Source organism: Flavobacterium sp. 28YEA47A, from assembly GCF_041262125.1.
Classification (GTDB): Bacteria; Bacteroidota; Bacteroidia; order Flavobacteriales; family Flavobacteriaceae; genus Flavobacterium.
The window spans coordinates 1-26,490 of the sequence record NZ_JBGCCI010000012.1; the positions used below are offsets into that span (position 1 = coordinate 1).

Consider the following 26,490-nt stretch of genomic DNA (forward strand, 5'->3'; position numbering starts at 1 on the left):
TGGATAGTGGATAGTGGATAGTGGATAGTGGATAGTGGATAGTGGATAGTGGATAGTGGATAGTGGATAGTGGATAGTGGATAGTGGATAGTGGAAAAAAGTATTGAAGGTAAGCAATTTTATGTCTGCTTTTATTCGGTAATGACTTTCTGATAATTTTTGAATCGTTAGCTTTTTGCCGATAAAAATGGCTTTTTTTATCTTTATTTCTTTTGGTTATTCCTTTTTGGTTGACATAAAGTGTTTAAAAGGCTGTTTTTTGGTCTTTTAAGAGGTTTTCTCCTGGATTTAGTATTCTTGTTTAGCAGTCCTTTTTTGAGCTTATTTATGCCCAAAAAACGAGAGGTGTTTTCCGTGAACAAATTAAAGTGGTTGAAGCGATATAATTGATTATAGGAAACGTTATACCAAAACAGATTTCTCCGGTATATGTAAGGGTTTTATGTTTAAGAAAAAGTTGTGTAAAGTGAATCTTTTTCGCGTCTTTTCTTATTTAAGATTGACTTCTTAAGCATGTGCAATTATTCTAATCTGTGGTTAATTTATTTTCAAAGCCTAAAATTCTTAGTAGAAAATAGTCAGAATGTAGCCTTCTTTATTGAATACGAGCTTCCAACGTCTTTCAGGGTTATACAGGGAAGTACCGTGATTGCGGTTAATAATCATCTTAGATCAAATGTTTTGATACGGTAAACATGCAATTCCTAATCAATTGGAATTAATGGATTGAGAATTCCTGGACTAGACGGTCTAGAAGGAATATTCTTCATTAAACAGTCTAAGGATGAATGAGAGGTGCATAGGTGGGTTATTCTGAGATTGGTGTCCGGATAGTTTTACGAGATCATTCGTTTCTAAATAAAAAATCCCCGTTGAATTTTCAACGGGGATTTTTTTATTGTGTAACCTTTATCTTAGTTAACTACGACATCATCAATACCGAAGTTTGTTGTAAGTCTTGGGTTAGAAAGTCCAGAACCGGTATATTCAAAGACGAAGAATCCGTTTCCTGTAACACTTGCAGGAATATTGAATGTTCCAGCATTTACAAAAGTTTGGCTAGTTCCAATGTTAAAGCTTGAAGTAATATCTACAAGATTTGCATTTCTAATGTCTTGGCCAGGAGTGTAATTTGTCGTGTAATATACTTTTAAAGGTGTATGACCTGCTACCGGGAATGAAACTTTGTATTTGAAAGTCATAGTGTTAGCAGCTGTCATGTCAACCGGCATGAAGAACATTGTTTTGTTATCTTCATTTGGTGATCCAAACGATGTCATTTCAAGATATTTTGAAGCTGTTGTTTTGATAGTCCATACTTTAGTTCCAACAAATGGTTTGTTGAAATAGTTAGGGAAACTAGTTTGGTTAGCAACATAGCTTTCAAAGTTTTCTGTAAAGTTTCCTGAATAGTTGAAACTTCTGTTACCGCTCAATTGGATATCAGTTTCATATCTCACGATGAATTGGAAGTCAGAATTGTATTTAGTCATTACACCTCTGATTTTTCCACTTCCTGAAGGAACTCTGTTTCCTGAAAAAGGAGCAAAGCTGCTGAAACGGATAATGTTAGAAGTGCCACCTGTACTTGCAGACGTGATAAAGTGGTTTGTTGCACCACCGCCTGAATTGATATCATAGTACTTTCTTCCTACAGAACCATCTGCAAAACGCACATCATTGATTTCAATAAGTGTGTTCAGGTTAGCATTAGTGTATGCTTGAGCAAGAGTTACTGTTCTTACCATGTCATTCTCATTCACTTTTGTACAAGAAGGGAAGATAAATTGTTTCCAAACGTTTTCAGAGATTCTTCCAATCTGAGTTCCTTGGTATAGAGCACCAATCTGCAAAGAGTTGAAAACATTGGCATAGTATAAGCCTTTTAGCTTGATGTAAACTTTAGTTCCAGGAGTAAATCCTTCTGCAAAAGTTGAAGAAACGTTTAAAGCAATACTAAATCCTACAGGAGCTCCTGTTTCAGGAAGCGTTTGCATAGAAATAGTCTTAAAGAAAGTTCCTTTCTCGTCACTTGAAGTAACATATCCTTCAATGATATCATCATCTGTATAAAGCTTTGGAGTTCCAGTAGCTGTTGCGATAATCTGCTGAACCGTTTTGGTCGCCGTCAATCCCGGATCAACGCAATCCAAGTTTGGCGTGCCATAGTTGTCATCATTTACACAACCAGAAATTAATCCGGCAGCAATTATAGAGACAAATATAGATTTAAATATAATAGATTTCATTTTTTTACTTTTAATAGAATTAGTTATAAACCCTAATATTATCAATTTGATATGTACCAGCTAATGAGGAACCATTTCCTTTTACTCTGAATGCGATATGAGCTGTTCCTGTAAATCTTGATAAATCAATTACTCCTGATTTAATAAATTGAAAATATACAGATGAAGTTGTTGGAAAAGTTGCATTCAACGTCTGCCAAGTAGCAGCAGTAACATTGGTTCCGTCAAAGTCAGTAGAGATTAAAACCTCAATGGTGTTTGCCGCATTGGTAACGTATGCTTGGGCTGTCTGGAAAACCAATTTCTCATTTTCCTGAGCATCAAGATTGATACCTGGTGTGATTAACCATCCTATGTTAGAAGGCTGGCCTGACTGATATGATGTGAATTCGGCATAACCATTACCGCTATAAACCTGGTTTGTCCAACGAACAGTTCCTGTTTCAGCAAAGTTTGTCCATCCTTCTTTTTCAAACAATGTATTGTCAACACCTTCAGAAAAATCTTCACCAAAAATTAGCGGAGTATATTCCGGAAGTGAAGTGTCATCATCATTTACACAGCTTGACATCATTCCCATCGTAAGTGATGCGAATAATAATGTTGTTATCTTATTCATTTTCATAGTACACAAAATTAGAAGTTGACGTAAAGGTTTACAAAATAAGTTCTTCCATATCCATAGAAATACTTAGGTCCAAAAGAAGGAGTTCCGCTAGAAACATCTCTGTTTAATTCTTGGTAGTTAGCATTTCTTGCTTGTTCAAATCCACCTGTTTTGTAAGTCTGATCAAATACGTTGTTAATACTTGCAAAGAATCCTACAGTCTTACCACTGATTCTCCATGATTTTCCTCCAGTTAAATTTACTAAATAAAAATCATCAAATTTCTCTTGTTTCAACAATTTTCTTGCGTTGTCACGATCAATATCAGAGAATGGGAAATCCATTCCGTAAGGATCAGCAGAGTTTTCAAAGAAATTGTGAGTTCTCAATAAAGCAGATACATCAATATAGTTGCTTGCTAAGTAGTTTGCGTTAGCACCAATCCACCAGAAGTGAGGATCTCTATATTCAAGACCAATAGAGTAAGCCTGTTGTGGCATACCTGGAAGACGGTAGTTTTTCAAATTAGCTTTTCCAAAATCCACTTGTGTATTTGGTCCGCCAACACTTGCTACAGAACCTTCTTGTACAAGAGCAGCAAGAGCGTCGTTGTTGATACTTACAGTAGGATTGTTGTCATAAGTATATTGCCCGTATGTACCAGTAGCAGTAACTTTGATTGTTGGAGTTACTTGGTATTCGATACCTAATTCAACACCCATGTTTTTCTTGTTGATGTTTGTTACTGTTTCAGCAACGAAAGCGTTAGCATCAGATCCGTCCCCTTCAAATACTCCTTCTGCGAAGAAGAATGAAGTTTCAGTAGCATTTTTGATTGTTGAGTAGAAACCTGTCAATCTTGTTTTAAGCTTAGGAGCTCTGATGATATAACTAGCATCAACACTCATGATGTTTTCGCTGTTGATATCCGGAATGATAACGTTGTTTAAACGTGCGTTAGGGAAAGAGTTTCTCAATGAAGGCGCTTTAGTCATGTAAATAGCATTCACGTCGAACATCTGTCTTCCTGTCAATTTATAAGTCATACCTCCTTTGAAACCGAAGTTTTCAAAAACAATCTTGTCGCTTTTTCCGAAAGAGTTGTTTGCATAAAGTCCGTTTCTGTATAAACCTTCTCTTTGGTATTGAGAACGAGAGAAAGATTGAGAAAGATAGAAATCAAATTTACTGTAGTTGAATTTGAACTGTGTAAAAGCATCAGCCACATCAGCTAGTAAATTGTAGTTGTAACCGTAAGTATCTCCCACACCAACTTGTCTGTTTGGATTGTTCAAGTCAGATTGTGCAAAGTTTCCAGTGTAGAAATTGTCAATATCATTAAAATACTGTCCTCCAAGAAGGTCAAGCATATTTTGGAAGTTATGCGATTTTAGTTTTCTGTAAGTTGCACCAGCATTAAGGATGATGTTGTCAGAAAGCTGAGTATTTAAGATAGTATTAGCAGTCCAGGTCTTATCGTCTGTTCTGTCTTCATATAGTGCGTAAACACTGTTTCCTGCATTTGTTCTGCTGTTAGCAGCATACATAGCTTTCCAGTCAATTTGTCTGTTAGTCAAGAAACGAGCTCTTGACGCTTCTAAAATATTAGCTTCAGAACCTCCTACAAATGTATTTCCATCATACATTGAAGTATAGTAGCTAGGAAGATTTCTGTAGTAAGTAGGATCAGGGTTGTTTACATTTTGGAAATCAAGACGGCTGTTTCCAATTTTACCAAATTGATAAGAAACGTTTGTGTTTAAATTCGTCTTGTCAGTAATTTTCCAGTAGTGGCTTAGCATTAAAATAGGCTCTTCAACATCTTTGTCTCTTGAGTTTCTTTTCTCGCCATCTTGCCATCCCCAGTAAGAGTTATATTTTTCACCAGCGATTTTATTAACTTCAGCCGTGTTTGGAGAGTTTTTACCTCTGCTGTTTTGAGCATAGATTGATGTAAAGTTCAAGCTGTGCTTATCATTAAATCTTTTTTCAACACTTGCAAAGAAAGAGTTAGCGCTATAATCGGTTCCGTCAAAGTAACCTTCCTGAGCCCATCTTCTTGAAGCAGAAATTACATAAGCAATTCCATCTTTGTTCATTCCTGAAGCATGAGTTCCCATCATTCTCCAGCTATAGTTTGTATTCGTTCCAGAGAAAGAAACTCTTGTACCTGGTCTGTAAAATGAAGCTCTTGTATTGATTTCCTGAGTTCCTAAGATACCTCCGAAAGTATAATCAGATGGAGCAGAACCCATTGTAAATTCTTGATTTCTAGTAGCATCGTTCAAACCACCCCAGTTACTCCATTGTGGTCTTCCGTCATACAATTTATTCATAACAATACCATTAATCATGGTTGTTCCGTATTCATTGTCTAAACCTCTGATTCTAAAACGAGCCTGGCCCCAGTTGAAAGCCGCTGATTGCTGGAAAGCATCTCTTGTTGCTTGTAACAATCCTGCAGTACTTTCAGAACCACTGTTGTCATCACCCAAATCATTTTCAGTAATGGTAATCAAGCTTAATTGTTGCTCAGAAGTAATGTCTTCTGCCAAAACAACAACCCCCAAGTCTAACGGTTGACCTTCAACGTCGATAGACAAAATTTGGCGAGTATAGCCAGTACTTGAAACTTCAAGAAGATGGCTGCCATGTGGTACATTTTCGAAAACAAATATACCGTCAGAATTTGTCAAAGCGGTCAATGTCGTGTTTCGAATTGTAGCTACTACATTTTGCAATGGTTTTTGAGTTTTTGAGTCAACAACTTTACCCTTAACTAAGGAGTTTTGCTGAGCAAAAGCAAAAACGACTTGCATTACAAATAAAATACTAATTACAAGTTTTTTCATAAATAAATTTAATGATTAATCCCTTTTTGTTAGAAATACAATTTCTTAACGGCGGCAAAGTTACATTATTAATTAATATTATTTACTTTTGCTCCCAAGTTTATGTTAAACTTCATATTTAATTAATATTGGATTTATGAGAATTAAAAAATTTATTGCCCTTTTCGTTGTATTATCTTCAATAAATGTAGCGCAAGCTCAGGATAAGAAATTTAAGGTGCAAACTATTGCGTTCTACAACTTTGAGAACTTGTTTGACACGATCAACAACGCTAATGTGAATGATGAAGAGTATACTCCGACGGGCAATCAAAGATGGACGTCAGAGAAATACAAAAAGAAGCTGGCAAATCTGAGCAGAGTCCTAAATGAGATAGGAACTAGCGATCAGCAGAAGGAATCTCCTGTAATTATTGGAGGTGCTGAAATCGAAAATCGAGGTGTTCTTGAAGATTTGATAAAGCAACCACTCTTGATTAATAAGGATTATGGTATCGTTCATTTTGATTCTCCTGATAAAAGAGGAATTGATGTAGCGTTACTTTATCAGAAAAAACATTTCAAGCCAACAAGCTCGATTAATGTTCCGTTAATTATCTATGATCAAACAGATAAGACACAGCGAATCTATACGCGTGACCAATTGTTGGTAACCGGATTGTTGGATGGAGAAGAAATGCACTTTATCGTAAACCACTGGCCATCTCGTTCAGGAGGTGAACAAAAGTCAAGCCCGAACCGTGAGGCAGCAGGAAGACTGAACAGAAAGATTATCGACTCATTATACAACATCAATCCAAACGCAAAAATCATCACAATGGGTGACTTGAATGATGGTCCTCTTAACAAGAGTGTTAAGGTTGAATTAGGAGCGAAAGGCAAAAAAGAAGAGACTAAAGAAAGAGGCATGTTTAATCCTATGGAAGAAATGTCTAACAAAGGAATTGGAACATTGGCTTATCGCGATGCCTGGGATTTATTCGACCAGATGATTCTTTCAGAACCATTAATCAGAAAAGACTATACTTCTTACCGTTTCTGGAAAGCAGGCGTTTACAACAAACCTTTCCTTACCCAAACAACAGGACAATACAAAGGATATCCGCTTAGAAACTCCAACGGACAAGTTGGATTTAGCGATCACTTCCCGGTGTATCTGTATCTGATAAAAGAAGTAAAATAATTTTAAAGGCTAGTTTTTCACTAGCCTTTTTTATTTTTAGTAATTTAGTAGAAATATTAAAGCTATGGCAATTTCAAAACCATTCAATCTCAATCAATGGATTGAAGAGAACAGGCATCTGCTAAAACCGCCTGTTGGAAATAAAAACATTTATGTGGATTCCGAAGATTATATCGTAATGATAGTAGCCGGACCTAATGCCCGAAAAGACTACCATTATAATGAAACGGAAGAACTATTCTATCAGCTTGAAGGTTCTATAAAAGTAATCATCCAGGAAGGTGGCGAACGCAAAGAAATGGAACTCAACGCCGGAGATATGTATCTTCATCCCGCAAAAACACCTCACTCTCCGGTTCGTTCGGCAGGCTCTATTGGTTTGGTTATCGAAAGAAAGCGAGCGGGAAAAGGTTATACTGACGGACTGCTCTGGTTCTGCGAAAATTGCAACCACAAACTTTATGAAGTCTATTTTGAACTCAACGATATAGAAAAAGATTTCCTGCCACATTTCCAATATTTTTACAATTCCAAAACATTAAGGACATGTACAAAATGCGGAACCATTATGGAAGCCGATAAAAAATATACCTTAAAGAGATAGTGTTTTTAAATACTTTTCAAAAACGATAAACCTTGCCAGCGGCAAGGTTTTTTTGTAGTGCTAAAAAAAACATAATTCAGATAACAGTTTCACATTTAATGTCATACCTTCGCGCCGCATTTAAAAAAAAATTATCCTTAAAAATGGACGATTATTATCAGAAGAACATTTTATTAATTTAAGGACAGCATGTCATCCTGCTCGCTGTTCTTAGAAATAGCATTGCATTATGATCACATTCTACAAAAATGACAGCGGGCTTATCTCTGCCCAAAACCAAAACGAAAGCTGCTGGATTAATGCGGTTTCTCCAACAGCAGAAGAAATCAAATACCTTCTCGAAGATTTAAAAATTCCCGAAGCCTTTTATAACGACATTGAAGATATTGACGAACGCCCGCGTCTGGAAACTGAAAACGGCTGGAATCTCATTATCCTAAGAATTCCTTTTAAGAGCAATGACGAAAAACTTCCGTTTAATACGGCACCTCTTGGGCTGATTTTTAACGATGATGTTTTTGTTTCCTTATGCTTTCAGCCCAACGATATGCTTGAAGATTTTGTGCTATACACGCAGCGCAAAAAAATAGCAATTACTTCACATTACGATTTAGTGCTCAAATTATTGTTGTCGTCAAGTGTTTGGTATCAGAAATACCTGAAACAAATTAATCAACGTATCAAATTAGCCGAAAGCAATTTAGAAAAATCAATCAAAAACGAAGAACTTCAAGCACTGTTGCAGATTGAAAAATGTCTGGTGTTTTTTATAACGTCTTTAAAAGGAAATGATATATTGTTTCACAGAATTAAGAATCTGAAAAACCAAAAAACAGATCTCAATCCTGATCTGGTAGAAGACGTAGAAATTGAATTGCGTCAGGCAGAAGAAACAACAAATGTGTACAGCAATATTTTGACCGGAATGATGGACGCTTATGCCTCCGTGATTTCGAACAATCTGAACGTTATCATGAAAAGGTTGACTTCCATTTCAATCATCCTGATGATTCCTACGCTTGTAGCAAGCCTGTATGGAATGAACGTGCCTAATAATCTTCAGGCAAGTCCACTGGGATTTTGGATTATCTTGCTTATGTCGTTACTGATTTCTGTTTTGGGCGTATTTATATTTAAGAAGCGAAATTTGTTTTGATTCTTTAAGAAAAGGAAAGGCAATTGCTAAAAAAACATTTTGATTCGCAAAATCCACCTATAAATCATAACTTCGCAAAAAATAATACAATTTACAATCAAAAAGTTATAAATGGCAACAATAGCAAATCAATTTGGAATGACTGAAGCCTTGCAACAATTGGGCTTGGCAGCAATTAACGAAGGAACTTCAACAGGAAACAGCTGGTTTTCAAATGGCGAGATCATTGAAAGCTATTCTCCGGTTGACGGTCAGCTGATCGGAAAAATAAAAACCACAACTAAAGAGGATTATGAGAAAGTAATGAAAAGCGCGACTGAAGCATTCAAAACTTTCCGATTAATGCCAGCACCACAACGTGGAGAAATTGTTCGTCAGTTTGGTCAGAAATTGCGTGAGAAAAAAGATGCACTGGGTAAATTGGTTTCCTATGAAATGGGTAAATCATTGCAGGAAGGTCTTGGAGAAGTTCAGGAAATGATCGATATCTGCGACTTCGCTGTAGGATTATCTCGTCAGTTGCACGGATTGACAATGCACTCTGAGCGTCCGGGACACAGAATGTATGAACAATACCATTCATTAGGAGTTGTTGGAATCATTTCTGCTTTCAACTTTCCGGTAGCCGTTTGGTCTTGGAATACAGCTTTGGCTTGGATTGCAGGTGATGTTTGCGTTTGGAAACCATCTGAAAAAACTCCATTATGCGGTATTGCTTGTCAAAACATCATCGCAGAAGTCTTGAAAGAAAACAATCTTCCGGAAGGAATTTCCTGCTTGATCAACGGTGACTACAAAGTAGGTGAGTGGATGACTTCTGACGTTCGCGTTCCGTTGGTTTCTGCAACAGGTTCTACAAGAATGGGTAAAATCGTAGCACAGGCGGTAGCAGGACGTTTAGGAAAATCATTATTAGAATTAGGAGGAAACAATGCTATCATTGTAACTCCAGATGCAGATATCAAAATGACAGTGATCGGAGCCGTTTTTGGAGCTGTAGGAACTGCGGGACAAAGATGTACTTCAACACGTCGTTTAATTATCCACGAAAGCATTTACGATAAAGTAAGAGATGCAATCGTTGCTGCTTACGGACAATTGAAAATAGGAAACCCATTAGATCAAAACAATCACGTTGGGCCACTTATTGATACACATGCAGTTGAAATGTACAACAAAGCGTTAGAAAAAGTAGTTGCTGAAGGCGGAAAGATTATCGTTGAAGGTGGCGTTCTTTCTGGCGAAGGTTATGAAAGCGGATGTTATGTGAAACCAGCAATTGCTGAAGCTGATAACTCTTTTGAAATCGTACAGCACGAAACATTTGCACCAGTTTTATACCTGTTGAAATATTCAGGAGAAGTTGAAAATGCAATCGACCTTCAAAATGGAGTGGCACAAGGATTGTCATCTGCAATTATGACAAACAATTTGCGTGAGGCGGAAAGATTCCTTTCTGTTGCAGGTTCTGACTGTGGAATCGCTAACGTAAACATCGGAACTTCAGGTGCTGAAATTGGTGGTGCGTTTGGTGGTGAAAAAGAAACCGGAGGCGGACGTGAATCAGGTTCTGATGCATGGAAAGTATACATGAGAAGACAAACCAATACAATCAACTATACAACCAAATTGCCTTTGGCACAAGGTATCAAGTTCGATTTGTAAGATTTAGATATTCTTTATAAATAATAAAAGTCCCGCTGAAAAGCGGGATTTTTTTGTTTAAAGTTAATTGATTGTTTGAAACTTCATACCCAAACAAACTCCAATAAATTTAGATTTTACTTGCTTTGCGGCTCTGCGCCTTTGCGAGCAATTATTTTACGCAGAGACGCAAAGTTCCTAGATAATGGAAATTTGGTGTAAACTCCCCGATAATCATTTTACATTTCCCGGAATAAAAACCTTTCGTCAAAACAGCCAAGCCATTGGTCAAATGAATTTCCTGATGTATGGCCGAACCGCGTACTTCGCACAAAAATAAATTTGACATGAAGAAACAGGTTTTTTATCTGGTACTATTTTTTGCACCAATTATCAGCAAAGCACAAACAGGCATTTCAGGACAAGTCAAGGCAGATTATGTGCCTTTCTCTAATTATGTACGCCCAATTGATAGCGTAAAGACAGATTCCAAGAGCAACTTTAAAAGAGTACAAGCAGCGCTGGAAATACCGCTCTCTCTTAAAATGGTTGATGAGAACAAACCAAAATTATGGTCGCTTTATCTTCAGGGAAGTTATGCAACTATGGAAAACAAATATTATGACGAGAAACTGTTTCCAACAAAATTACTAAATGCGCAGATAGGAGTGAAACATATCCGGCCTATTGGAGGCAAGTGGTCCATGATGGCAACCTTATCCGTTGGTGTCTATACCGATTTGGATCAGATTACTGTCGATGATGTTTTGCTACAGGGTGGTGTGCTTTTTATCAAAAATTTCAAACCTAATTTGGCTTTCGGATTTGGCCCGGTATTGACCAATGCTTTTGGTGTTCCTATGGTATTGCCTGGAATTTATTTCAACTGGGAAACTCAAACAGCCTTGCATTTTAAGATTGCATTTCCTGAAGGTGCCGAAATAGGCTATAGATTTACGCCAAATTTTGACTTAAAAGCAGTTATAGAATTGGATGGTATGACAGCAGAAGTTTCTCGTGATGGAAAATCAAAACTATTGGGCTACCAACAAGTAATTGCGGGAATACGCCCTCAATTTAAATTAGGCGAGCACTGGACTGTTGATTTGACGGCGGGTTCTACGCTCACACGTTCCTTCCAGACAAATGACAGGAAAATAAGCGATATTTTTAAAGAAAAAGATATGGCTAATCCAAAGTTTACGACCACGTTTTATGGTGCGGCAGCTTTAAAATGGAAGTTTTAGATTATCGGCTCAGAAGGTTTTTATACACTACCTCTTTCAGGAGCGCTTCCCTTCGTGTTCTTGAAATTGGTAGTTGCTGTCCGTTAATAAAAAGACGTCCGCCGGCTATAGAATCGATATGGTCGATATTCACCAAAAAGGATTTATGAATCCTGAAAAACTTTTCTTTAGGAAGCGTTTCTTCCAGTGAAATCATAGTCTGGTGGATAACCAAAATTTGGTTTTTGAAATGTAATTTGGCATAATTCTGCATTCCTTCAATATAAAGAATGTCGGTCCAGGATATTTTCTGAAAACCTTCTCCCTGGCGGATATATAAAAAAGGATCAGCCGGAATTTGCTGTTTTGCTGAAGCAGTTAATGAAAATAACTGCTGCGCTTTTAAAGAAGCCTGATAAAACCGTTGAAACGTGATGGGTTTCAGCAGATAGTCTACTATTTGAAGGCGATATCCTTCCAAAGCATGTTCAGAATAGGCGGTTGTAAAAATTGCCATAGGAGGACGTTCCAGAGAATCTAAAAATTCCAGACCCGAAAGATAGGGCATATTAATATCCAGAAACAGCAAATCAACCTGCCCGTTTTGGACGTATTCTGAGGCTTCGAGTGCGGAAGCACAGGAACCAATAACTTCCAGAAAATCTATTTTTTCAATAAAATCGATAATGCTATGCCGCGCCAAAGGCTCATCGTCGACAACGAGACATCTGATCATCACTTTTGAAGGCTGTTCCGGATTCATATTCATATCAATTGAGTACTAAATTAAGAATAATTGTGTAGGTATCTTCCGTTTTTTCAATAGACAAATCATAACGGTCTGCATATTGGATGTCAAGCCTCTTACGCACATTCTCTAATCCGAGTCCGTGATCGTGTGACGATGGTTTATATTGTTCTGTATAGGAATTCTCTATTTTCAGCATAAGATTTTGCCCTTCCTGTCTGCACAACAGATTTACGTAGCCGTTTTCATGAGGAAGCCTTGAAACATGCTTAAAAGCATTTTCTACCAATGGCATCAACAGCAATGGTGTAATCTGTAGGTTGCCGTTTTGGATTTCCCATCGGCAATCCACATCCAGCTCATTTCCCCAACGCACCTGCTCAATCCCAACAAGATCTTTTAGATATTTGATTTCCGCATCCAGCATTACATACTCGCGATTGGACTGATACAATTGATAACGCAGAATATCCGAAAACTTGATAAGCAGTTCAGAAGCAAGTGGCACATTGCGCTGCATGAGGATATGGATATGGTTAAGCACGTTAAACATCAGGTGCGGATTGATCTGATCTTGCAATATCTTAATCTGCGCTTCCAAATGGTTTTGCTTTAACAGCGCATGCTTTTTCTCCATTATGCCATGTTCCTGAAAAAAACGCAGACCACAAGCTGTACCGTTTATTAATAAAGCAGCCGGAATCGCAGTATAAAAACGGAACCAGAAATGCTCTAAAACTGGCAATTTGGATTGAGGATACATACCTCGTATTTCATAATCTGCAAACAAAACAGATGTCAGTGCAAGGCATCCCGCCAGAAGAAATACCATAAAAATAAACTCGGCCACAAAAAAGCCCATCTTGCCTTTGTTCAAGGCTTTAGGCAGCAAAAAATCGCTAAGCGTATGAGCTATAGTAACAGAAAATACTAAGAAAAGCAGTGCCTGGTAGACAGCATGCAAGAAACTAAAATTTTGGATCATCTGTGACCAGATGGCAAAGCCTAATGCGCACCAAAAGACACTTATAAATAGCCAATGCTTGTATTGAGAATTTTTCTTCATGAGGAAAGGCAAAGATAATCTTGCTTCGTTAAATTTTGGAATATGCAAAGAAGTAAAGATTATTGCTTTTTTTGAAAAATATTTGACCAATGGTACCTACAGATTGACTAATAGCAAATGCTATAGTTCGTAGGACAAGAAAAACGAGTCAGCTTTTTATTTTTCCCACAAACTATCCGTAAAATACTGCTTGCCGTCTAAAAAGTTTTCAATGACTTTAAAATTCAACCGACTTGCCAATTCCTCAATCTCTGTAAAGCTATATTTTTTGGAAAGTTCTGTCCAAATGGTTTCGTTTTTTTCGAAAGTAAACGATTTGTTAAGCACGCGGCTATAAAATCGCTGTTTGGCTAAACTATATAAGTAACTATTGACTTCGCCGTTTTCAGGATTGTAATGGCAGTAAAAATCAAATTGGTCTATAGCAATATCGGCATCCAGTTCCCGATTGATTCTATGAAGCAGGTTCATGTTAAACGCTTTGGTTATTCCATGCGGATCATCATACGCTTTCTGGATAATCCTCGGACTTTTCTGAAGGTCAATTCCAAGCAACAGCTTATCTCCTTTTTTCATTCCTGAAGCAAACATCTGTAGCAATCGGAAAGCCTCTTCTTTTTTATAATTGCCGATGTTGCTTCCCAGAAACAGAAACAAGTTTGGAGTTTCTTCTTTGGCTATATCTTCAAGTACATCAAAATAATCGCCAATCCTGGATTCCATTTTTAGTTTAGGCAAAGCAGCAAGCATACTTTCTTCGAGAATCAATATGGCTTCTTCTGAAATGTCAATTGGCATATAAGTGAAATTAGCATTTTTATTCAGGAAGGCCTGAAGCAGCTGTTTGGTTTTTGTACCATCACCAGAACCAAACTCTACGATGTTGAAATTTCCGCTAAAAGCAATTTTGTCCAAAATAGCATCCGATTGCCAGGATAGGATTTCCAATTCGCAATTGGTTGGATAGTACTCGGGCATTTTCATAATTTGCCGGAAAATTTGGCTTCCGTTATCATCATAAAAATATTTAGAAGACAAATGTTTCTTTTTTGCAGTCAGTCCTTCCAGGACATCTTCTGCAAAAGCGGTATAATGGATTTGTTGTGCAGTGTTCATAAGCAGTTATTTTGCGAGACGTATGCCGTTGAATTGCCAACGTTCATGGGCGTGAAAAAAGTTTCTGTAGGTTTTCCGGCTATGGTGTGGTGATGTTGCGCAGGAAGCACCGCGAAGTACCATCTGGTTTACCATGAATTTGCCATTGTATTCTCCAATGGCACCTTCCGGTTTTTTAAAATAAGGATAAGGCAGGTAGGCACTGTTTGTCCATTCCCAACGTTTTCCCCAATTGAATTTGTCGGCAGCAGCTTCCCATTCAAATTCGGTTGGAAGTCGCATTTTTTTCCAGGCGGCATAAGCGGCGGCTTCATAAAAGCTGATATGTGTCAGTATTGCGTCAGGATTTATTTCTTCCAATCCGCTTACAGTATACTGATGCCATACGCCATCAATTTTATGCCAATATAATGGAGCTCCAATTTTGTTTTCGGTAATCCAGGACCAACCTTCATCCAGCCAATAATCAAAATTTTTATAGCCGCCATCTATGATAAACTCCAGATATTCGGCATTGGTAACCAGCGATTTCGAAATTTCAAAATCATGTAGATATACCTTATGTCTTCCATGCTCATTGTCAAAAGAAAATCCTTCACCTTCAAATCCTATTTCATAAATGCCTTCGTCCAGCTTTACAAATCCGGATTCCTCATTTTCCTGTTTTTCCCAATCGATGTTTTCATCATATATTGGAAAAATAGGATTGTTTCCAAGAATATATTTGATATCGGTCAGAAGTAGTTCCTGATGCTGCTGTTCATGATTCAGTCCCAATTCGATTAAATCTTTCAATTCTTCCGATTTAAGCTGTAGCAGTATCTGCATATGCATATCAATATATGAACGGTATTCGAATACTTCCTGCACACTGGGGCGGGTGATGTTTCCCCGATTGGCACGAAAGACGCGTTTTCCCACAAAATTGTAATAGCTGTTGAATAAGAAGCTGAAATCGTCATCAAAAATTTTATAATCAGGGAGATGCTCTTTTAAGATAAACTGCTCAAAAAACCATGTAGTATGTGCCAAATGCCATTTTGGAGGACTGACAAAATCGGCAGGCTGTGGTACAAAATCTTCAGTCTTTAGCGTAGTGCAAAGATGTTCTGTATGTTTTCTGATGGAATTATAACGGTCTGAAAGTGTCATTTTATAGGATAGTTAGTATAACTAATTTACAAAGAATGTTTTAGAGCTTCTTTTAAACCGACTGATTTTAACCTATTTATAACATTGCTAAATTTTTTTTAAATAACAGAAGCAACCTTTTTAAATGTTTTGCGTCTATATAGTAATTGCTATGAAAAAGATTCCCTTGTAGCGGCGTTAAACCCGGATACTATATTTGACAGTAACTGCAAAAAACTATCAATCTTTTGCTTCAGGTTTGGTTATGATTACTGTAGTTGCATGTCACGTTATTCCGAAGTGTGACTGTCGCGTTACAACCGGAATAAAAAAGTCCCGAAACCACCGGGGCTTTTTCTTTTTACGGAAATCAAGAAATAAAAAACCCGATTCCATTGGAATCGGGTTTTGAATATGATAATGTGTGTAGTAATTACAGATTGAACGAAGCGCCAACATGAAAAACAAATTGGTTATTCAGACGATCATAGCCAAATACATCGCTTTTGTATTTTGCAATCGGAACGCTAAATTCGGTAAATAACCCGAAACCATTCGTGAAGAAATAACGTCCGCCCAAATGAGCACCAAAGTTTCTTAATCCTAAGTCCAGACCAGGATAGATATCGAAATTTTCCGGCAAGCCCATAACATTTCCGATGTTGGCATTAAAACGTGCCTTCAAATCGAAACGATCTTCAAATTTAGAACCGTCGCCATCAACACCTAATAGGTAAGTCGTATATCCACCAATAGACATATTTTCTCCTATTCCGTAGTCATAAGTAGCCATGATTCCTGTTGCATGATCCTGAAAGTTGGCTCCGACTTGGAATTTTTTGTCGCCTTTTCCACTAAAAGATTGTGCATTTCCTAAAAAAGCACTCAAAAGCAAAGTAATTGTTATAATTTTATTCATAAGTAAAAATTTTATGCAAATATACGATGTTTTTGTATTTTTTGAAACAACTTAATTTCGGCCGCTTTCTTCAGGATATAATAAATAAACCGGATCACTTTGCCAAAACTCCTTTGTTTTGATATCCAAAATACTCAATGGACCTTTAAAGGCTGCTCCCGTATCTACATTCCAGATGTTCGCTTTATTGACAGGAACGGTTTCTCCTATTCGGGTTACCGGCGTATGACCTATAAAAATTTCAGAGTAAAGATTGAATCTTTTTGGATAAAACGGACTGTCTTTTTCTATAGAACTGTCAAGCGAAAGCGCATTTTCCCATAAGGTACGTTCCCAATAAAACATTTTCGGGAAATATTCATAAGTAACTCCGTTGAGGTTGGTAAATCCGGCATGGATAAACAAGCGATTGTGCTCGTCCAGATGGTAATTTTCTAAAGTCTTCAGGAAATCAATATGGATCTGTTTTTTTTCTGGAGACAACAGATTGTATTTTTCCATCGTCAGACGTCCGCCATGATTGAACCACTGCGGATTATCTTTTTTTACTTCAAGCCATTGCAACAACAGGTCGTCATGGTTTCCTCTTAAAAATATGCAATTATGTGTAGTTTTTAGAGCAATTAAAAAATCAATTACTTCAGGTGATTCGCTCCAACCGTCGACATAATCTCCAAGAAAAATCAGGGTGTCGTTTGTAGTTACATCGGCTCTTTTGAAGATTTGGTGTAGGGCTTTTAATCCGCCATGTATATCTCCAATAATTAAAGTTCTGTTCATTCTATAAGAATTGTCCTCAAATATCATAAAAAACAATTGATTATGTAAAAGAATAATTCACTTTTAGCGTTTAATTAAGATTGAAAAAGAAATTTTTTAGTTTAAAATTCTTACTTTTTAAAAATTGCTATGAAAAAAATTTACCCCCAACTTGTTTTTTTATTGCTTATAGGGCCAATTTTATACGCCCAGAACACCATAAAAGGAAAAATTATTGATTCAGAAACCAAAGAACCTCTTGCCTTTGCTTCGGTTGTTATTAATGGAGATAACAGACAGGGCGTGTCTTCTGATATTGAAGGTGTTTTTGTTTATAAAAGCCAATCGCCCATTTCCAGCATCAGTTGTACTTATATGGGATACGAAAATTTTTCTGCTTCGGTTTTAAAAAATAACAGCGAGTTACTAATCACTATGGTTCGCTCTAAATTTGATTTGAATGAAGTTATCATAGAATCAGGAGAGAACCCTGCCAATGCGATAATGCGAAAAGTGATCGCCAACAAGGAATCTAATAATCCGGAAAATATCAATTCCTTTAAATACAGATGTTATAACAAACTGATTTATGATTATAAATCGGATTCGCCCGATAAAAAGGACAGCCTGTTGATCCGTCAAAAACTAAAAGGAAGCCGCCTTTTTATGATGGAGTCGGTAACAAATAGAAAATTTATAAAACCCGATATTAGCGAAGAAGTTGTAATTGGCACTAAAGTTTCAGGATTCCAAAACCCGACTTTTGCTTCTTTGGCAACTGATTTCCAACCCTTTTCTTTTTATAAAGACAATATCAGGTTGTTTAACATCAATTACCTGAACCCGATTAGTAAGGGAAGCCTGAAGAAATACAAATTCCGTATTGAAGATACGCTCTATCAGCAAAAAGACACGGTGTATATTTTGTCATTCCGGCCACAGGCAAACAAAAATTTTGACGGGTTAAAAGGTTTCCTGTACATCAATACCAATAAATATGCGGTACAGAATGTTATCGCTTCGCCTTTCGAAAAAGGAAAAATAGATATCCGGATACAGCAGCAGTATGCTTTTGTAGACAATAAATACTGGTTTCCGCAACAGCTTAATTATGCGCTGATTTTTAATGAATTTCCATCGAAAACCATAGGAATGATTATCGATGGCAAAAGCTATATTGACCAGGTTGAAGTCGATATACCGCTAAACAAAAAAGAATTCTCATTAGAAGCTATCCGCATGGATCCGGAAGCCGCAAAAAAAGACAGCCTTTTTTGGGATAATTCCCGTGCCGAAAAACTAAACAGTGCCGAAATAACGACCTATAAAGTTATTGACAGCATTGGAAAGAAAGCCAATTTTGATGGCTTATTGACTTTTATGGAGAAATTTGCGCAAGGACGGATTCCTGTTGGTCCAATCGATATTGATTTGTCAAAAACATTTAGCTATAATAAATACGAAAAATTAAGGCTTGGAACCGGTTTTTATACCAATGAAAAACTTTTCAAGGATTTGACTTTGGGTGGGTTTTTCGGTTATGGAATGGAAGACCACGATTGGAAATATGGAGGTGAAATACTATATAGGATTTCCAAAGAAAACGAAATGGTTGTTGGAGCAAAGTACCAGCAAAATCTCATGGAAACCGGGAATTATGGTTTGAATACGTATGAGCCGAGTCTTTATAATTTTAGAAATTATATTGGCTACCAATATGACATGATCCGACAAAACAACCTGAATTTTAGCTTCAGGACGATGCGGTATTTAAAATTCAAAGTCGATTTCAATCATACGAAAACTACACCTAAGTACGAATACCTTTTAAACGATGGAAACCGGAATTTTCGCAATTATACAACAACAGACCTGACATTCCATTTAAGATTTGCCTACAAGGAAAAATTTGTAAACAGCATGAACCAGCGCTATTCTATGGGTACAAAATATCCGGTCTTTAATTTGGCATATACAAAAGGAATCAAAGATTTTATTGATAGTGATTTTGATTACAATCGAGTTGAAGCGAGCGTACAACAGTCTTTTTTCACCAAGAATTTTGGACAGACAGACTATCGTTTGGAAGCCGGTTTTATAGATAAGCCATTGCCATACGGACTTTTGTTTACGGGAGAAGGAAGTTATGACAGCAAATCGGCTATTATTATGAAAAACACTTTCCAGACATTACGTCCATACGAGTTTTTATCGGACAGTTATGTAAACTTATTTCTTTCGCACAATTTTGGAGGGCTACTTTTTAAAACGGGCAAATTTCAGCCTGGCGTGACCTGGCATAATAATTTTGGTTGGGGAAATCTGTCGGATAAAAGTGCCCATCAATTAATTGCTTTCAAGACAAAAGAGAAGATTTTTACAGAAACAGGTTTGCAGATTGACAATATATTGAAGCTTAATTATATGAATATCGCTAATCTCGGTCTTGGATTTGGAGTATATTACCGATATGGAGCCTATTCACAACCTGAATTTAATGACAATCTTGCATTTAAATTCTCAATGGCTATGTCAATCAAGTGATGTGTCGTATTTCATTTTCCGCAAAATACGCATCGCTTCCTTAAAACTGACATAAACGGTAGAATTCTCAAAATTTTTCAGCAAAGGTTTTGCATCAATGAGCTTTTGTTTTGCCTCTTCAAAACCGTTGAGGTAGCAAATCATAAAAGTAGAGGGAAGATTTTCCAAATCCTTTTTTTCTCTTTCAGAAAGCAGAAGTCCTTTGTCCAGTTTGGAAAGCAGTGACAGGTTAGAATTGTAGATATGGAAAAGCATTTTACGGTTGTATTGCGGAGGCTCAAACAGAAACTGCGTTTCGATTTTATAATAACCGTTGTCATAAAAGGAGATGGTTTGTTTCTCTAACGGATAATAAGTTGTTTTGTCGTTTAATCCTAATGACAGGTATTCTGTTATTGAAAAAGTATGATTGTCGTATTCAATGGAAACTTCATCCAATGCCGAATAAAAAAGTTTAATCTGTTCATTAACCAGTTCGATATCAACACGGGAAAGATAGATCATGTCTTTGACCTTTTTCTTATGTCCGGCCCAGCAAACCACAAACAGTTCTTTAAAGACTTTGTACTTTGGTGACATATCCTTATGCCGGTTGTTCATGAAATCGATAACGCCTTCTAAAGTATGTTCGATACTGTTTCGGGAATTATTTTCAATACTGATGACGGTTTCAACATTTTGGTAGTTTCGACCAATATCGCTTGGAATCTCATCAACGGGGACAGAATTGCTCCCAATGCGTATAAATATGGATTTAGCCAGGATGGTATGGATTCCTTTTTTAAAAAAAGAAACTTTCTTACTTGGTTTGATAGTTACCAGTCCAATAACCTTGTCTTTTGGAAGATTCGGAAAAGGGACATTCTCATATTGGATTTTTGGCGGATTTTCCAAAAAAGCATTGACAAGGTTCTGAATACGGCTGTCGTCAAAAAAATCGTCACCTATAATTTCATTGTCATGATCTTCAACGCCTACAACAATATAAGAGTTGTTAGCGGGATTGGAATTTGACAAAGCGCAGATGTGTTTTAAGAATTTGGCTTTACCTTCCCGGGTATGGAGATTCAGCTGCCGCTTTTTGTCATAAAAGCTGCTCTCGTCATTATGAGCAAGTAGGTTTTTTATGAGCAGGCGCTTGTTAATCATGGAATAGAAAGTTAAAAGGCCGGGTTTTTAGTTCTTCGAACCAAAAACCCGGCCATGCATCAATTTAGAGTATACGGTTTACTATGGTTGAGGAAGCCTGCGCCGTCGACATTACCATTAGGTCGGCAATGTTGACATGGTAAGGCCTCGTAATTACAAATCGTATAATATCGGCTATGTCTTCAGGTTTTAACGGTTCAAAACCTTTGTAAACATTAGAAGCTCTTTCAGCATCGCCTTTAAAACGCACTTGCGAAAATTCGGTTTCGACCATGCCCGGATGAATACCGCCAACTCGAATACCGTATTGGTTTAGATCCATTCGCATGCCCTGATTGATAGCATCAACAGCATGTTTTGTGGCGCAATAAACATTTCCGTTCGGATAGACTTCTTTTGCGGCTGTTGAGCCAATGTTGATAATATGGCCGCTTTTCCTCTCAACCATTTTCGGGATAACGGCATGCGAAACATACAAAAGGCCTTTGATATTAATGTCTATCATAGCGTCCCAATCTTCCAGGTCGCCATTTTGAATAGGATCCAGGCCATGAGCGTTTCCGGCATTGTTAATAAGGATATCGATTTCTGCAAATTCTTTTGGCAGCGAATCGATAGATTCTTGTACGGCTTTTTTCTTTCTTACGTCAAAATTAAGCGTATGTACTTTGGTACGGTGTTCCAGTTCAATTTGTAACTCAGCCAAACGATCTTCCCGTCTTCCACAAAGAATCAGTTTGAAATTGTGTTTTGCCAACTCAATTGCTGTAGCTCTTCCTATGCCGCTGGTAGCACCTGTTATTAATACTGTTTTCATTAACTTCTTGTCAGAATTTATAATCGATTTAAGGAACTTTATGTCCCATGCTTTCTGTCCAGATGGCAAACCATTCTTCATTTTCCAATTTGAATTCGGTTGCCTTATAAAGTTGCTGGATTCTGGAAACATTCACAGTTCCCGCAATCGGAATGACTTTAGCCGGATGCTGCAAAACCCATGACAATAGTATAGTATCTGAACCTACATGGTATTTTCCAACCAATTCAGCCAAAAGCGTTTTTAAACGTCGGGTCTGGTCAGTCTTTTCTCTGAAAACAGTTCCAAGTGGATTCCATGCCATAGGACGGATGTTGTGCACCTGCATATGGTCGAGACTTCCGTCAGTCATAGCTTTAAAGTCGGTTGCAGAAAACTGCACCTGATTATAGCTTACTTCCGTTTTTGAACGAATCAGATCCGTTTGTGAAGGCGTAAAATTAGACAGTCCGAAATCAAGAATTTTTCCTTCAGATTTTAATTTTTCTACAGCTTCAGCAATTTCATTTGCATTCATAAGCGGACTTGGACGATGAAGCAGGAAAACATCCAGATAATCGGTATGCAGATTTTTCAGCGAATTTTCTACAGACCAAATAATATACTTTTTCGAATAGTCATAATGCTTGATCTTGTTATCCCTGTTTCCAAGCACATGCTGTATACCGCATTTTGAAATCAGCTGTATTTTTTTCCTGTCAATCTTGCTTTCAGAAAAAGCCTTTCCAAACTCAGCCTCAGTCGTATAGCCGCCATAAATGTCGGCATGGTCAAAAGTTGTGATTTTATTTTCAGAGCAAACGTGTATCAGGTTCGCCATTTCAGAAGTCGTGAGATTTTTGTCCCAGACTCCCCAGCTCATAGTTCCCGCAATAATGGGAGATAATGTTGTTTTCACGATGATTAGTTTTGAGATTTTAAATTTATGAAAACAAAATCATAAATCATCCTTAAAACCAAGGCATTCAAACATATTTTAACGTAATGTTAACAACTTCCATTTAAATAAATTTTCAATTTGCACTGTTAAAATTAAATACTAAATTCACGGCTTTTTAAATATTAGATTATGGAAGAAAATGCTACTGCATTAGACATTAGAGCAATTAATGAAAAAATAGAAAGAGAAAGTGCTTTTATCGACTTGCTGATGATGGAAATGAATAAAGTCATCGTAGGTCAGAAACACATGGTAGAGCGTTTATTGATTGGGCTTTTGGGACAAGGACATATTTTGCTGGAAGGTGTACCCGGATTGGCAAAAACATTAGCGATTAATACACTTTCGCAAGCAGTTCAAGGTTCTTTCAGTCGTATCCAGTTTACTCCGGATTTACTTCCTGCCGACGTTGTAGGTACCATGATCTATAATATTAAAGACAACGCATTTTCAATCAAGAAAGGGCCAATCTTCGCTAATTTCGTTTTGGCGGATGAGATCAACCGTGCTCCTGCAAAAGTACAGTCGGCATTGCTTGAAGCCATGCAGGAAAAACAAGTTACAATTGGTGATACTACTTTCAAACTAGATAAGCCATTTTTAGTATTGGCTACACAAAACCCTGTAGAGCAGGAAGGAACATATCCACTGCCGGAAGCTCAGGTAGACCGTTTTATGTTGAAAACAGTTATCGACTATCCAAAAATCGATGAAGAAAGAATGGTCATCCGCCAGAACCTGAAAGGATCTTATGAAAAAGTAAACCCTGTTGTTTCTACAGATCAGATTCTTCGCGCCCAGGAAGCAGTTCGTGAAGTGTATATGGATGAAAAAATCGAAAAATACATTCTGGATATTATATTCGCAACCCGTTATCCTGAAAAATACAAACTGGAAAACCTGAAACCATTAATCAGTTTTGGAGCTTCACCTCGTGGAAGTATCAATTTGGCTAATGCCGCTAAATGTTATGCCTTTATCAAACGCAGAGGCTATGTAATTCCTGAAGACGTACGTGCTGTTGTTCACGATGTACTTCGCCACAGAATTGGGATTACCTATGAAGCAGAAGCTGAAAACGTAACTTCTGTTGATATCATAAACAAAATCGTAAACGAAGTAGAAGTACCTTAGAAAGTTGATAGTTGACAGTGAATAGTTGATAGTTTATCGATAGTTCAAACTAACTATCCACTAAAAACTATCCACTATCCACTAAAAAAACTATCCATTATCCACTAAAAACTATCAACTAAAAAATGGATACAAAGGAATTACTCAAGAAAGTACGGAAGATAGAAATCAAGACCCGAAGATTGAGCGATCATATTTTTTCGGGTGAATATCACACATCGTTCAAAGGGCGCGGGATGACGTTTAGCGAAGTCCGTCAGTACCAGTTTGGAGACGATGTACGTGCTATTGACTGGAACGTTACGGCAAGATATAATGAACCTTATATCAAAGTTTTCGAAGAAGAACGCGAGCTGACCATGATGCTTATGGTAGATGTCAGCGGATCGGAAAGCTTTGGAACGCAAAACAGTTTCAAAAAAGATATCGTAACTGAAATAGCAGCAACTATGGCTTTTTCAGCAACACAGAATAATGACAAAATAGGCTTGATTTTATTTTCGGATGAAATAGAATTGTTTATTCCTCCTAAAAAAGGAAGATCGCACGTTTTGAGAATCATCCGTGAACTGATAGAATTCAAACCTAAAAGCCATAAGACCAATCTTTCTCAGGCCTTGCGGTTTTTGTCTGGAGTCATGAAAAAGAAAGCCATCGTTTTTGTGATTTCTGATTTTATGGCAGATGATAATTATGAGCATACGCTGAAAATTGCAGGAAAAAAACACGACCTTACCGGAATACGTGTTTATGATGTAAGGGAAGAAAAAATGCCCAATATTGGAATGGTTAATATGCTGGATGCCGAAACAGGAGAGACCCTATTGGTTAACACTGGTTCAAAAGCGGTGCGTCTGGAATATGAAAAATACTATCAGGAAAAAATGAAATATTTTAAGGAAACATTTAGCAGATGCGGTTCTGGAACGGTAAACACCAGAGTTGATGAAAGCTATGTGACAAAACTATTGGGCTATTTTAAATCGAGAGGATAATCTTTTTTCCCCTTTCATGAATTAAGATTAGGAACTAAAAATGAAAAACAACAAGCTTTACATACTATTTTTTTTATTGGTTGGAACAATTGCTTTTGGTCAGCAGAAACGCGTAACCACGGCTGTTGATTCGACCAGGATAAAAATAGGTGCACAAATCAATCTTACGCTAAAAACTTCAGTAGATACGTTATCCAATGTAGTATTTCCTGAAAGTACCAATTTCGGACAATTAGAAGTTTTGGAATCCTATCCAACAGATACGGTTAAGCAAAAAGACCGCTATCTGCTTACCAAAAGATATGGACTTACCCAGTTTGATTCCGGAAAATATATGATACCGAGCCTAAAAGTGCTCATCAACGACAAGCCTTTTTCCACAGACTCTATTTTTGTTACCGTCGCGGGAATCAAGGTCGATACATTGAAACAAAAAATGTACGATATCAAAGGAATAGTTGAGGTCAAGCAATCGATGGGCAATTGGTGGAAATACCTTCTCGGACTATTGCTTTTGGGCGGAATAGGATACCTGATTTACTACTTTTCTAAAAAATATAAAAAGAGAGAAAAACCGGCAGAAGTTGTATATGCAACACCGATAGAAAAAGCGGTAAGCCTTCTGAAAAGTTTGGAACAAAAGGAACTTTGGCAAAAAGGAGAAGTCAAAAATTACTATTCGGAACTAACAGATATTGCAAGAACGTATATTGAAGAAGAAATTCAGGTTCCGGCAATGGAAAGTACGACTTCCGAAGTTATTATAGGATTGAGAAATGCCGCTGTCCGCAAAAAAATGAAGATTTCGCAGGAAACTGTTGAGAATCTGGAGCGCGTCTTGCGCCAGGCTGACTTGGTAAAATTTGCCAAATCCAAACCGCTTGATTTTGAAATCGCTGAAGACAGAAGTAAAATCGAAAAAACCATCTTCACACTGCACAAAGCCATACCGGAAGTAGAAGAAGAGGATGAAGAACTGTTATTACTCGATGCACAGAAAAAAGAATTGCTGTTAAAGAAAAAACGTAAACGTAAGATAGCAATCGCAACATTTATTGGAGCATTTTTGGTGGTAGGATCACTGACCTATTTTATTACGACCAAAGGATTAGACGCTATTTTGGGCAATCCTACAAAAGAAATGTATGAAGGCGAATGGATTAAGAGTGATTATGGAAATCCTGCCGTGACTATAGAAACGCCAAAAGTTTTGAAGAGAACACAACTTCCAAATGGTAGAAAAGACGCGAGCGTAAAAGAAAGCCAGGCTTTTTCTTATGGAGATATGTTTGATGACCTTTCCGTAAATATTTCGACAACATCGTTTAAAGATACGTTAAGCCGACCGTTGGAAAAAGTAATCGAAAGAGAAATCAAGTCGTTTGAGAAGAAATATAAAGCCAAAGATGTTTTTGTAAAACAGGATCAATTCGATACCAAAGAAGGCATTTCAGGAATAAAAGCCTATGGAACTATGGTTATTTTTAAAGAAGACAGTGATAAAGAAATCAAAATAGGATATGAAATTTTGGTGTTTGCACAAGAAGGAGGTCTTCAGGAAATAATCATTACCTATCGTGATAATGATGAATATGGTTCCAAGATTTCAGATAGGATAGTAAACTCGGTCGAACTTAAAAAAGTAAACTAA

At 37.2% G+C, this 26,490-nt stretch carries 22 protein-coding genes; 9 read left to right on the forward strand and 13 right to left on the reverse strand.

Translation table 11 applies throughout. The annotated features are described in order from the left end of the window. Window positions 1-914 precede the first annotated feature (914 nt). The 3 genes from ABH942_RS15175 to ABH942_RS15185 are packed head-to-tail and all read right to left on the reverse strand — an operon-like array spanning window position 915 to window position 5,708. Window positions 915-2,249 (reverse strand): DUF5689 domain-containing protein, encoded by a 1,335-nt coding sequence (locus ABH942_RS15175; protein WP_370033423.1) that lies wholly within the window; start codon window positions 2,247-2,249, stop codon window positions 915-917. A gap of 19 nt (window positions 2,250-2,268) precedes the next feature. Next, window positions 2,269-2,874, reverse strand: a complete 606-nt coding sequence (locus ABH942_RS15180) for a choice-of-anchor J domain-containing protein (RefSeq protein WP_370033425.1) — start codon at window positions 2,872-2,874, stop codon at window positions 2,269-2,271. Between the two features lie 11 nt (window positions 2,875-2,885). Further along, window positions 2,886-5,708 (reverse strand): beta-sandwich domain-containing protein, encoded by a 2,823-nt coding sequence (locus ABH942_RS15185; RefSeq protein WP_370033428.1) that lies wholly within the window; start codon window positions 5,706-5,708, stop codon window positions 2,886-2,888. A gap of 136 nt (window positions 5,709-5,844) precedes the next feature. Here ABH942_RS15185 and ABH942_RS15190 point away from each other — a divergent pair, with 136 nt between their 5' ends. From ABH942_RS15190 to ABH942_RS15205, 4 genes are all read left to right on the forward strand, one after another. After that, on the forward strand, window positions 5,845-6,891 hold the full coding sequence (locus ABH942_RS15190) for an endonuclease/exonuclease/phosphatase family protein (RefSeq protein ID WP_370033430.1): 1,047 nt from the start codon (window positions 5,845-5,847) through the stop codon (window positions 6,889-6,891). A 64-nt stretch (window positions 6,892-6,955) separates the two neighbouring features. Continuing rightward, window positions 6,956-7,495, forward strand: coding sequence for a 3-hydroxyanthranilate 3,4-dioxygenase (locus ABH942_RS15195; protein ID WP_370033432.1), 540 nt, complete (start codon window positions 6,956-6,958; stop codon window positions 7,493-7,495). A 229-nt stretch (window positions 7,496-7,724) separates the two neighbouring features. After that, window positions 7,725-8,651 carry a magnesium transporter CorA family protein gene (locus ABH942_RS15200; protein WP_370033434.1) on the forward strand — a complete coding sequence of 309 codons (927 nt, stop codon included), beginning with the start codon at window positions 7,725-7,727 and terminating at the stop codon, window positions 8,649-8,651. A gap of 111 nt (window positions 8,652-8,762) precedes the next feature. Further along, complete coding sequence (locus tag ABH942_RS15205) at window positions 8,763-10,316, forward strand: aldehyde dehydrogenase family protein (protein WP_370033436.1); 1,554 nt, start codon at window positions 8,763-8,765, stop codon at window positions 10,314-10,316. Between the two features lie 151 nt (window positions 10,317-10,467). Here the strand turns inward: ABH942_RS15205 and ABH942_RS15210 are convergent, their stop codons facing one another. After that, window positions 10,468-10,644 (reverse strand): hypothetical protein, encoded by a 177-nt coding sequence (locus ABH942_RS15210; RefSeq protein WP_370033438.1) that lies wholly within the window; start codon window positions 10,642-10,644, stop codon window positions 10,468-10,470. Between ABH942_RS15210 and ABH942_RS15215 the strand changes: the two genes are divergently transcribed. Further along, window positions 10,643-11,542 (forward strand): DUF6268 family outer membrane beta-barrel protein, encoded by a 900-nt coding sequence (locus tag ABH942_RS15215; protein WP_370033440.1) that lies wholly within the window; start codon window positions 10,643-10,645, stop codon window positions 11,540-11,542. The genes ABH942_RS15210 and ABH942_RS15215 overlap by 2 nt on opposite strands. Before the next feature lies 1 nt (window position 11,543). On the opposite strand, the gene ABH942_RS15220 is transcribed toward ABH942_RS15215, so the two are convergent. The 6 genes from ABH942_RS15220 to ABH942_RS15245 all read right to left on the reverse strand — a co-directional run bounded on the left by ABH942_RS15220 (window position 11,544) and on the right by ABH942_RS15245 (window position 17,281). Next, window positions 11,544-12,284 (reverse strand): LytR/AlgR family response regulator transcription factor, encoded by a 741-nt coding sequence (locus ABH942_RS15220; RefSeq protein ID WP_370033442.1) that lies wholly within the window; start codon window positions 12,282-12,284, stop codon window positions 11,544-11,546. 7 nt (window positions 12,285-12,291) lie between these two features. After that, window positions 12,292-13,335, reverse strand: a complete 1,044-nt coding sequence (locus ABH942_RS15225) for a sensor histidine kinase (protein WP_370033444.1) — start codon at window positions 13,333-13,335, stop codon at window positions 12,292-12,294. Between the two features lie 156 nt (window positions 13,336-13,491). After that, window positions 13,492-14,451, reverse strand: a complete 960-nt coding sequence (locus tag ABH942_RS15230) for an L-histidine N(alpha)-methyltransferase (protein WP_370033446.1) — start codon at window positions 14,449-14,451, stop codon at window positions 13,492-13,494. A gap of 6 nt (window positions 14,452-14,457) precedes the next feature. After that, window positions 14,458-15,603 carry an ergothioneine biosynthesis protein EgtB gene (egtB, locus tag ABH942_RS15235; protein ID WP_370033448.1) on the reverse strand — a complete coding sequence of 382 codons (1,146 nt, stop codon included), beginning with the start codon at window positions 15,601-15,603 and terminating at the stop codon, window positions 14,458-14,460. 412 nt (window positions 15,604-16,015) lie between these two features. Then, window positions 16,016-16,501, reverse strand: a complete 486-nt coding sequence (locus ABH942_RS15240) for a DUF6646 family protein (RefSeq protein WP_370033450.1) — start codon at window positions 16,499-16,501, stop codon at window positions 16,016-16,018. A 51-nt stretch (window positions 16,502-16,552) separates the two neighbouring features. Next, window positions 16,553-17,281, reverse strand: coding sequence for a metallophosphoesterase family protein (locus tag ABH942_RS15245; protein ID WP_370033452.1), 729 nt, complete (start codon window positions 17,279-17,281; stop codon window positions 16,553-16,555). 129 nt (window positions 17,282-17,410) lie between these two features. Here ABH942_RS15245 and ABH942_RS15250 point away from each other — a divergent pair, with 129 nt between their 5' ends. Further along, window positions 17,411-19,804: a DUF5686 family protein gene (locus ABH942_RS15250; protein WP_370033454.1), complete on the forward strand. Its 2,394-nt coding sequence runs from the start codon at window positions 17,411-17,413 to the stop codon at window positions 19,802-19,804. Here the strand turns inward: ABH942_RS15250 and ABH942_RS15255 are convergent. The 3 genes from ABH942_RS15255 to ABH942_RS15265 form a co-directional block, all read right to left on the reverse strand. Then, window positions 19,793-20,953, reverse strand: coding sequence for an ATP-binding protein (locus tag ABH942_RS15255; protein WP_370033456.1), 1,161 nt, complete (start codon window positions 20,951-20,953; stop codon window positions 19,793-19,795). The genes ABH942_RS15250 and ABH942_RS15255 overlap by 12 nt on opposite strands. 64 nt (window positions 20,954-21,017) lie before the next feature. After that, window positions 21,018-21,770 (reverse strand): SDR family NAD(P)-dependent oxidoreductase, encoded by a 753-nt coding sequence (locus tag ABH942_RS15260; protein WP_370033458.1) that lies wholly within the window; start codon window positions 21,768-21,770, stop codon window positions 21,018-21,020. Window positions 21,771-21,798: 28 nt separating this feature from the next. After that, window positions 21,799-22,671 (reverse strand): aldo/keto reductase family oxidoreductase, encoded by an 873-nt coding sequence (locus ABH942_RS15265; protein ID WP_370033544.1) that lies wholly within the window; start codon window positions 22,669-22,671, stop codon window positions 21,799-21,801. A 168-nt stretch (window positions 22,672-22,839) separates the two neighbouring features. On the opposite strand from ABH942_RS15265, the gene ABH942_RS15270 reads away from it, so the two are divergent. From ABH942_RS15270 to ABH942_RS15280, 3 genes are all read left to right on the forward strand, one after another. Beyond that, window positions 22,840-23,844 (forward strand): MoxR family ATPase, encoded by a 1,005-nt coding sequence (locus ABH942_RS15270; protein WP_056066891.1) that lies wholly within the window; start codon window positions 22,840-22,842, stop codon window positions 23,842-23,844. 125 nt (window positions 23,845-23,969) lie between these two features. Further along, complete coding sequence (locus tag ABH942_RS15275; RefSeq protein WP_370033460.1) at window positions 23,970-24,839, forward strand: DUF58 domain-containing protein; 870 nt, start codon at window positions 23,970-23,972, stop codon at window positions 24,837-24,839. A gap of 40 nt (window positions 24,840-24,879) precedes the next feature. Further along, complete coding sequence (locus tag ABH942_RS15280) at window positions 24,880-26,490, forward strand: hypothetical protein (RefSeq protein ID WP_370033462.1); 1,611 nt, start codon at window positions 24,880-24,882, stop codon at window positions 26,488-26,490.

Excerpts from the sequence above, each read along its gene's own strand:
- ABH942_RS15175 (WP_370033423.1), bottom strand. The coding sequence starts at position 2,249 with ATGAAATCTATTATATTTAAATCTATATTTGTCTCTATAATTGCTGCC.
- ABH942_RS15180 (WP_370033425.1), bottom strand. The coding sequence starts at position 2,874 with ATGAAAATGAATAAGATAACAACATTATTATTCGCATCACTTACGATG.
- ABH942_RS15185 (WP_370033428.1), bottom strand. The coding sequence starts at position 5,708 with ATGAAAAAACTTGTAATTAGTATTTTATTTGTAATGCAAGTCGTTTTT.
- ABH942_RS15190 (WP_370033430.1), top strand. The coding sequence starts at position 5,845 with ATGAGAATTAAAAAATTTATTGCCCTTTTCGTTGTATTATCTTCAATA.
- ABH942_RS15195 (WP_370033432.1), top strand. The coding sequence starts at position 6,956 with ATGGCAATTTCAAAACCATTCAATCTCAATCAATGGATTGAAGAGAAC.
- ABH942_RS15200 (WP_370033434.1), top strand. The coding sequence starts at position 7,725 with ATGATCACATTCTACAAAAATGACAGCGGGCTTATCTCTGCCCAAAAC.
- ABH942_RS15205 (WP_370033436.1), top strand. The coding sequence starts at position 8,763 with ATGGCAACAATAGCAAATCAATTTGGAATGACTGAAGCCTTGCAACAA.
- ABH942_RS15215 (WP_370033440.1), top strand. The coding sequence starts at position 10,643 with ATGAAGAAACAGGTTTTTTATCTGGTACTATTTTTTGCACCAATTATC.
- ABH942_RS15210 (WP_370033438.1), bottom strand. The coding sequence starts at position 10,644 with ATGTCAAATTTATTTTTGTGCGAAGTACGCGGTTCGGCCATACATCAG.
- ABH942_RS15220 (WP_370033442.1), bottom strand. The coding sequence starts at position 12,284 with ATGAATCCGGAACAGCCTTCAAAAGTGATGATCAGATGTCTCGTTGTC.
- ABH942_RS15225 (WP_370033444.1), bottom strand. The coding sequence starts at position 13,335 with ATGAAGAAAAATTCTCAATACAAGCATTGGCTATTTATAAGTGTCTTT.
- ABH942_RS15230 (WP_370033446.1), bottom strand. The coding sequence starts at position 14,451 with ATGAACACTGCACAACAAATCCATTATACCGCTTTTGCAGAAGATGTC.
- egtB (WP_370033448.1), bottom strand. The coding sequence starts at position 15,603 with ATGACACTTTCAGACCGTTATAATTCCATCAGAAAACATACAGAACAT.
- ABH942_RS15240 (WP_370033450.1), bottom strand. The coding sequence starts at position 16,501 with ATGAATAAAATTATAACAATTACTTTGCTTTTGAGTGCTTTTTTAGGA.
- ABH942_RS15245 (WP_370033452.1), bottom strand. The coding sequence starts at position 17,281 with ATGAACAGAACTTTAATTATTGGAGATATACATGGCGGATTAAAAGCC.
- ABH942_RS15250 (WP_370033454.1), top strand. The coding sequence starts at position 17,411 with ATGAAAAAAATTTACCCCCAACTTGTTTTTTTATTGCTTATAGGGCCA.
- ABH942_RS15255 (WP_370033456.1), bottom strand. The coding sequence starts at position 20,953 with ATGATTAACAAGCGCCTGCTCATAAAAAACCTACTTGCTCATAATGAC.
- ABH942_RS15260 (WP_370033458.1), bottom strand. The coding sequence starts at position 21,770 with ATGAAAACAGTATTAATAACAGGTGCTACCAGCGGCATAGGAAGAGCT.
- ABH942_RS15270 (WP_056066891.1), top strand. The coding sequence starts at position 22,840 with ATGGAAGAAAATGCTACTGCATTAGACATTAGAGCAATTAATGAAAAA.
- ABH942_RS15275 (WP_370033460.1), top strand. The coding sequence starts at position 23,970 with ATGGATACAAAGGAATTACTCAAGAAAGTACGGAAGATAGAAATCAAG.
- ABH942_RS15280 (WP_370033462.1), top strand. The coding sequence starts at position 24,880 with ATGAAAAACAACAAGCTTTACATACTATTTTTTTTATTGGTTGGAACA.